We start from the raw sequence: 6,207 nt of genomic DNA, 5'->3' as shown, positions 1-6,207 counted from the left end.
CGACGGCGTCGGCGGATAGATGTAGGTGTTGCGGACCATGAACTCCTTGAGGATGTCGTTCTGGATGGTGCCGGACAACAACTCCTGCTTCACGCCCTGTTCCTCGGCGGCGACGATGTAGCCGGCGAGAATCGGCAGCACCGCGCCGTTCATGGTCATGGACACGGAAATCTTGTCGAGCGGAATACCGTCGAAGAGAATCTTCATGTCCTCGACGGAATCAATGGCCACGCCCGCCTTGCCGACGTCGCCGGTGACGCGCGGATGGTCGGAATCGTAGCCACGGTGCGTGGCGAGGTCGAACGCCACCGACACACCCTGGCCGCCGGCGGCGAGCGCCTTGCGGTAGAAGGCGTTGGACGCCTCCGCCGTGGAGAAGCCGGCGTATTGGCGGATGGTCCACGGCTTGACCGCGTACATGGTCGGCTGCGGGCCGCGCAGGAAAGGCGCGACGCCGGGCAGGGTGTCAGCGAATTCGAGGTTTTCCGTATCTTTCTTGGTGTACAGCGCCTTGACGGCGAGGCCTTCCGGCGTGTGCCAGACCAGATTGGCGACATCGCCGCCGGGGGCTTGCTTGGCCGCGGCCTTTTCCCAAGCATCGAGAGAGTTGGAATCCAGGAATTTGTCAGACATGAAAGACCTTTCGCTGATTCGAGCGGGTGTTGATTGGACTAGATCGGACTAGATTGGGCTAATCCATGCGAAACGCAAAAAATGTGTTGCGCAGGGGATTGGCGAGAAATGTTTAGCCGGACATAATACGTTATCCATAATTACGGAACAAGTTTCTCACGCGCGCGCACCCGCGCGGAGTGGGAAGGTCCCGACAACAATGACACGAATCACATCCACCGCCCTTTATTTGCAGGTTGCCGAGCGTTTGCGGCAACAAATTTTTGCGCACGAACTCACCCCGGGAGACTGGGTCGATGAACAAAAGCTTTGCGAGCAATACGGCATCTCCCGCACGCCCCTGCGCGAAGCTTTGAAGGTGCTGGCGGCAGAAGGTTTGGTGGAGTTGAAGCCACGGCGCGGCTGTTATGTGACAGAAATTTCCCGGCAAGATCTGGATGACATTTTCCCGTTGATCGCCCTGCTCGAAGGGCGTTGCGCTTTTGAAGCCGTGCAGCGGCTAAAAGCCGAAGATTTGGCGGGGCTTGCGGCTTTGCATGAGCAGCTGGAAAAAGCGGCGGCGGAGCAAGAAATCGCGCAGTTTTTTGAAGCGAATCAGGAATTTCACCGCACGATTCAAAGCCTGTCCGGCAATCGCTGGTTGCTTTCGGTGATTCAGGATTTACGCAAGGTGCTGAAGTTGTCGCGCTTGCATTCTTTGTCCTTGGAAGGGCGCTTGCAGCAGTCGCTGGCCGAGCATAGGGAAATTTTGCGTCACATTCAGGCGCTGGATGCGGCGGGTGCCGAGCGCGCCATGTCCGCCCACATTCTTTCCGGGCGCGAGGCGTTGGCGCGGATGGCGGTGGCAGGTCTGGCCTGAACGCTGCGTATTGCACTACGGCAGTGGCACCACGGCAGTGCCGAGCGCGCCGGGCAAGCGCTGCACCATAAAAAATCCCCGGGTAGCCTGAGACTACCCGGGGATTTTTTGCTTCTAAGTCAGTGCGTGCGGCTTAGTGCTGGGCGGCACCGGCTGCGCCGTAACCCGTTTGGGCGCGGACGTACTGGTCGTCGAAGGCTTCGATTTCCGACTTGGCGCGGACGCTGCTGTCGGTGGTCGAGCCGATCCAGGCGAGCAGGAAGGCAATCGGCATGGCGAACAGGGCCGGCTGGGTGTAGGGGAAGAGCGGGGCAGCGTTGCCCAGCACGTCGACCCACACCGACTTCGAGAAGAGCACGAAGCAGACGGCAGAGATCAGGCCGCCATAGCCGCCCATCAGCGCGCCACGGGTGGTCAGACCCTTCCAGTACATGGAAAGGATGAGCACCGGGAAGTTGGCGGCAGCAGCCACACCGAAGGCCAGACCGACCATGAAGGCGATGTTCATCTTCTCGAACATGATGCCGAGGATGATGGCAACGACGCCCAAGATGATGGTGGCGATCTTCGAGACGCGGATTTCAGAGGCTTCCGACGCCGTGCCCTTCATGATGACGCGGGCGTAGATGTCGTGCGAGATGGCCGATGCGCCCGCCAGTGCCAGACCGGAAACCACGGCGAGGATGGTGGCAAAAGCAACTGCCGCGAGGAAGCCGAGCAGCATGTTGCCGCCTACCGCCTTGGCCAGGTGCATGGCGACCATGTTGCCGCCGCCGATCAGCTTGCCGCCGATGGTGCCGCCTTCGAAGAAGTCCGGGTTTTGGCCGACGATGAGGATGCCTGCCAGGCCCATGAAGAAGATGACGTTGAAGAAATAAGCAACGAAACCGGAAGCATAGAGCACCGATTTGCGCGCTTCTTTGGCGTCCGTCACGGTGAAGAAGCGCATCAGGATGTGCGGCAGGCCAGCGGTACCGAACATCAGGCCCAGGCCAAGCGAGATGGCCGTCACCGGATCAGCCAGGAGGCTGCCCGGGTGCATCATGCGCTCGCCCAGCTTATGCACCGACATCGCCTGATTGACCAGGTTCTCGTAGGAAAAGCCGAACTGGTTCATCGCCAGCAGCATCACCAGGGTGCCGCCGGAGAGCAGCATCACGGCCTTGATGATCTGCACCCAGGTGGTGGCAACCATGCCGCCGAAGGTGACGTAGACCATCATCAGGATACCCACGGCGAAAATCGCCACGTTGTATTCCAGGCCGAACAGCAGCTTGATCAGCTGGCCAGCGCCCACCATCTGCGCGATCAGGTAGAAGCAGACCACGGTCAGCGAGGAAATCGCGGCCATGGTGCGCACCCGGCCTTGATCGAGGCGGTAGGCGGTGATGTCGGAGAAGGTGAACTTGCCCAGATTACGCAGGCGTTCAGCCATCAGGAACAAAATGATGGGCCAGCCGGCAAAGAAGCACAGCATGTAGATGTAACCGTCGTAACCCGAGGTGTACACCATGGCGGTGAGGCCGAGCAGGGTGGCGGCCGACATGTAGTCGCCGGCAATCGCCAGACCGTTCTGGAAGCCGGTGATGCCGCCGCCGGCCGTGTAGAAGTCGGAGGTCGACTTGGTGCGGCTAGCCGCCCAGTAGGTGATTCCCATGGTCAGCGTCACGAAGATGCAGAACATGATGATGGCGTGCCAGTTGGTCGCCTGTTTTTCCGTTGCGCCCACGGCGTCGGCCGCCACGGCAACGGCGCACAGGCTCAAGAGGCCCAGCGCAGAAATTAGTTTACGCATTATTTTTCCTCCTTCCAGGCGTCGCGGATGATTTCCTGCGACAGGGCATCAAATTCTGTGTTGGCACGGCGGACATAAATCACCGTGGTTACCCAGAAGAAGATGAAGAGGAACAGCTCCAGGCTGACGCCGACCGTCCACCGCGAACCTTCGGCAATTGGATTGCCGAGCGACTCGGGGGCGAAAGCCACCACCAGCACGAAGCCGTAGAACAGGGTCAAAACGATGCTTGCCAAAGTCCAGGCAAACCGCCCCCGCTTGCTGACCAACTCTTGGAATTTGGGGTTATCCCGCATCCTTTCATACATTGCGCTGCTCATAACCATTCTCCTTATTCATAATTATAAATAACAGCGGGCGCATTGTATCTTATATAGGAGCGAATAACCTTACAGTGCGTGTAAGCTTCGCGCTTTGGGTTTCAACGAAGGTATCCCATGAGCAGCATCGATCTTGCCCTTGACGGCGCTATTGCCACACTGACGCTTTCCAATCCAGGCAAACTCAACGCCATCGACCTGTCCATGTGGCGCGCCCTGAAAGAGCGCATGGCCGACTTGGCGGCGTGGCGCGAGGTACGTTGCATCATTGTGCGTGGCGCGGGAGAAGAAGCATTCGCTGCCGGCGGTGATCTGGAGGAGTTCGTAACCGCCCGCACGACGCTGGCCCAGGCGCTGCACTACCACGCCGAGGTTGCCGCCGCTTTGCAGGCGATTGCCGATTGTCCGCAGCCGACCTTGGCCATGATTCGCGGTGCCTGCATCGGCGGTGGGCTGGAAATTGCCGCGGCCTGCGATTTGCGCATTGCGAGCAGTCCATCGCGTTTCGGTGCGCCGATCAATAAATTGGGGTTTTCCATGTATCCGGGCGAAATGGCCGGCTTGCTGCAGCTCGCGGGACCGGCTGTGGTCAAGGAAATTTTGCTCGAAGGGCGCATTTTGACGGCACAGGAGGCCTACGAAAAAGGCCTGCTGACGCGCGTGGTGGCGGTCGAAGAGCTGGCTGATGAAGTTGCCGCAACCGCCCAGCGCATCTGCCAAGGGGCACCCTTGGTGGCGGGCTGGCACAAACAATGGATCGCCCGCCTGTTGACCGGCCAGCCCTTGAGCGAAGAAGAAAAGGCCGCCTCTTTTGCCTTTCTGGAAACGGAAGACTACCGCGAAGGTTTGGCGGCTTTTTTTGAAAAGCGCAAAGCCCAGTTCAAGGCGCGCTGATTACGCGCCGAGTACGGTGTGCAGCATCTTTGCCGAAAGCAGGATGAGCACGCCGGCAAAAATCTTTTTTAAGGTCGCCACCGGCAGCCGATGCGCCTGCCGCGCGCCCACTGGGGCGGTGAACATCGAGACCAGGCTGATCAACACCAGGGCCGGCAGATAGACATAGCCTAGCGTGCCGGCAGGTAAGCCGCTGCTGCCCCAGCCGTTGATGAGGTAGCCTGCCGCCCCGGCGAGTGCAATCGGCAGGCCGATCGCCGCAGAAGTGCCGATCGCCTCTTGCATTTTGACGTTGCACCAGGTCATGAAGGGCACCGACAAAGTGCCGCCGCCGATCGCCACGAGTGATGAAACCCCCCCGATCACCCCGCCCACGGCCGCCATTCCAGCCTTGCCCGGTAAGCTGCGCGAAGGTTTTGGCTTGATGTTGAGCACCATTTGCAGCGAGACATAGGCCATGAAGCAGGCAAAAAAGAGGGCGAGATGGGCGCTGTTGGCGCGCGTGGCGAGAAAGGTGCCGGCAAAGGTGCCGACGAGTACCCCGGGGGCGACGCCGCGCACGATTTCCCAGCGCACCGCGCCGTGCCGGTGATGTGCGCGTAGGCTGGAAAGTGAAGTCAGAACGATAGCCGCCATCGAGGTGCCAAGCGCTACGTGCACCAAATGCTGCGGCGGAAAGCCCTGCGCCGCGAACAGGCTCGTCAGCATCGGCACCATGATGCCGCCGCCGCCGACGCCGAGCAGGCCGGCAAAAAAACCGACGAACGCCCCCAGGAGCAGATAGGCGGCGAGCCATTCGATAGACATTTTTGTGGTCCGGAAACGAAAACAGGTGACAGAAGAATTCTGCCACCTGTGGAATAAAGTCCCCGCATGTGCCGTTAGGCCGGCATCCTGAACCGGGGTTCAGAGTGGCTGCTTTCCTTTCGCATCAGGTGCGTTCGAAGAAGAACGCGCACAACAGCGAGGTTTTGGTCGGCAACCGATGCCAATCAGCATTGGTTCAAGGAATCTATGGCCTTAACAAACACCGCAGGGAACAACGGGTGGGCTGTCCGTTGCCGTCGGTGTCAGAGATCCAACGGCTGCTGGGAAACCAGCACGGCATCCAAACGTGCGCCCATGGCCTCGATTCTACCCTTCGTGTCGGGTGATGCAAGTGTTGTCGGCGCGTTTTCGTCGGTGGGGTTGCTCAGACGTTCGTGGGCGATGTTGAGGGCGGCCATGACGGCGACGCGCTCGGCGATGGTGTTCTTGGTTTTCTGGGCGATTTCGCGCATCTTGCCATCGACCAATTCGACTGCAGCAAGCAGCGCCGGGCGCTCTTCGGCGTGGCAGGCGACGCGGTATTCACGACCCATGATCTTGACGTCGAGAAAATTCGGTTCGGCGCTCATCTCAGGCTTCCTCGGGTAATTGCTCGACCAGGCCTGTCAGCCGTTCGCGCGCGCTGTCCATGGCGGTGCGCAGATTCAGACGTTCGTGATCGACCGTGGCGAGCTGGTTTTTCAGCACCTCGTTTTCGGCACGCAGTTGTTTGACCAGGGCAAGCACCTGCTCAATTTTGTCTTCGAGTACGGTCAGTTCAGCATTCATGGCGCGCACTATAGAGGGCAAAAGATAAGCGAGTCAAGGACTAAGCGGCTATTTTCAAAGTGTTTTATCGACTATGTTGTGCGTCCTTTTTGCCCCGGGCTGCGAGCGTT

8 protein-coding genes and 1 other RNA gene are annotated in these 6,207 nt (G+C 59.7%); 2 read left to right on the top strand and 7 right to left on the bottom strand.

Going from position 1 to position 6,207, the window contains the following annotated elements; all coding sequences use genetic code 11:
* On the bottom strand, positions 1-633 hold a 633-nt coding region (locus ACM62Q_RS09890; protein WP_415036078.1), incomplete at its 3' end, for a methylmalonyl-CoA mutase family protein.
* 199 nt (positions 634-832) lie between these two features.
* Between ACM62Q_RS09890 and ACM62Q_RS09885 the strand changes: the two genes are divergently transcribed.
* Complete coding sequence (locus ACM62Q_RS09885) at positions 833-1,492, top strand: GntR family transcriptional regulator (RefSeq protein WP_415036076.1); 660 nt, start codon at positions 833-835, stop codon at positions 1,490-1,492.
* Positions 1,493-1,625: 133 nt separating this feature from the next.
* On the opposite strand, the gene ACM62Q_RS09880 is transcribed toward ACM62Q_RS09885, so the two are convergent.
* Both ACM62Q_RS09880 and ACM62Q_RS09875 read right to left on the bottom strand, forming a co-directional pair.
* Positions 1,626-3,287, bottom strand: a complete 1,662-nt coding sequence (locus tag ACM62Q_RS09880; RefSeq protein WP_415036074.1) for a cation acetate symporter — start codon at positions 3,285-3,287, stop codon at positions 1,626-1,628.
* Positions 3,287-3,607 (bottom strand): DUF485 domain-containing protein, encoded by a 321-nt coding sequence (locus ACM62Q_RS09875; RefSeq protein WP_415036072.1) that lies wholly within the window; start codon positions 3,605-3,607, stop codon positions 3,287-3,289. The genes ACM62Q_RS09880 and ACM62Q_RS09875 overlap by 1 nt, the downstream gene beginning before the upstream one ends.
* A 117-nt stretch (positions 3,608-3,724) precedes the next feature.
* Between ACM62Q_RS09875 and ACM62Q_RS09870 the strand changes: the two genes are divergently transcribed.
* Positions 3,725-4,501, top strand: a complete 777-nt coding sequence (locus tag ACM62Q_RS09870) for an enoyl-CoA hydratase/isomerase family protein (protein WP_415036070.1) — start codon at positions 3,725-3,727, stop codon at positions 4,499-4,501.
* Here the strand turns inward: ACM62Q_RS09870 and ACM62Q_RS09865 are convergent, their stop codons facing one another.
* From ACM62Q_RS09865 to ACM62Q_RS09850, 4 genes are all read right to left on the bottom strand, one after another.
* Entirely contained in the window at positions 4,502-5,308 is an 807-nt protein-coding gene (locus tag ACM62Q_RS09865) for a sulfite exporter TauE/SafE family protein (protein WP_415036068.1), read from the bottom strand. It lies immediately after the preceding gene.
* A gap of 55 nt (positions 5,309-5,363) precedes the next feature.
* Positions 5,364-5,543: non-coding RNA, 6S RNA (gene ssrS, locus ACM62Q_RS09860), on the bottom strand.
* A 28-nt stretch (positions 5,544-5,571) separates the two neighbouring features.
* Positions 5,572-5,898 carry a cell division protein ZapA gene (locus ACM62Q_RS09855; RefSeq protein WP_415036066.1) on the bottom strand — a complete coding sequence of 109 codons (327 nt, stop codon included), beginning with the start codon at positions 5,896-5,898 and terminating at the stop codon, positions 5,572-5,574.
* A 1-nt stretch (position 5,899) separates the two neighbouring features.
* Positions 5,900-6,097 carry a hypothetical protein gene (locus ACM62Q_RS09850; protein ID WP_415036064.1) on the bottom strand — a complete coding sequence of 66 codons (198 nt, stop codon included), beginning with the start codon at positions 6,095-6,097 and terminating at the stop codon, positions 5,900-5,902.
* Positions 6,098-6,207: the final 110 nt, after the last annotated feature.

It is taken from the genome of Azonexus sp. (assembly GCF_047638095.1).
Classification (GTDB): Bacteria; Pseudomonadota; Gammaproteobacteria; order Burkholderiales; family Rhodocyclaceae; genus Azonexus.
Note: the sequence above shows the minus strand (reverse complement) of the source record. Positions and strands in the feature narration are given on the sequence as shown.

Bases quoted from the DNA above. Each gene is read 5' to 3' on its own strand.
- ACM62Q_RS09885 (WP_415036076.1), top strand. From the start codon at position 833: ATGACACGAATCACATCCACCGCCCTTTATTTGCAGGTTGCCGAGCGT.
- ACM62Q_RS09880 (WP_415036074.1), bottom strand. From the start codon at position 3,287: ATGCGTAAACTAATTTCTGCGCTGGGCCTCTTGAGCCTGTGCGCCGTT.
- ACM62Q_RS09875 (WP_415036072.1), bottom strand. From the start codon at position 3,607: ATGAGCAGCGCAATGTATGAAAGGATGCGGGATAACCCCAAATTCCAA.
- ACM62Q_RS09870 (WP_415036070.1), top strand. From the start codon at position 3,725: ATGAGCAGCATCGATCTTGCCCTTGACGGCGCTATTGCCACACTGACG.
- ACM62Q_RS09865 (WP_415036068.1), bottom strand. From the start codon at position 5,308: ATGTCTATCGAATGGCTCGCCGCCTATCTGCTCCTGGGGGCGTTCGTC.
- ACM62Q_RS09855 (WP_415036066.1), bottom strand. From the start codon at position 5,898: ATGAGCGCCGAACCGAATTTTCTCGACGTCAAGATCATGGGTCGTGAA.
- ACM62Q_RS09850 (WP_415036064.1), bottom strand. From the start codon at position 6,097: ATGAATGCTGAACTGACCGTACTCGAAGACAAAATTGAGCAGGTGCTT.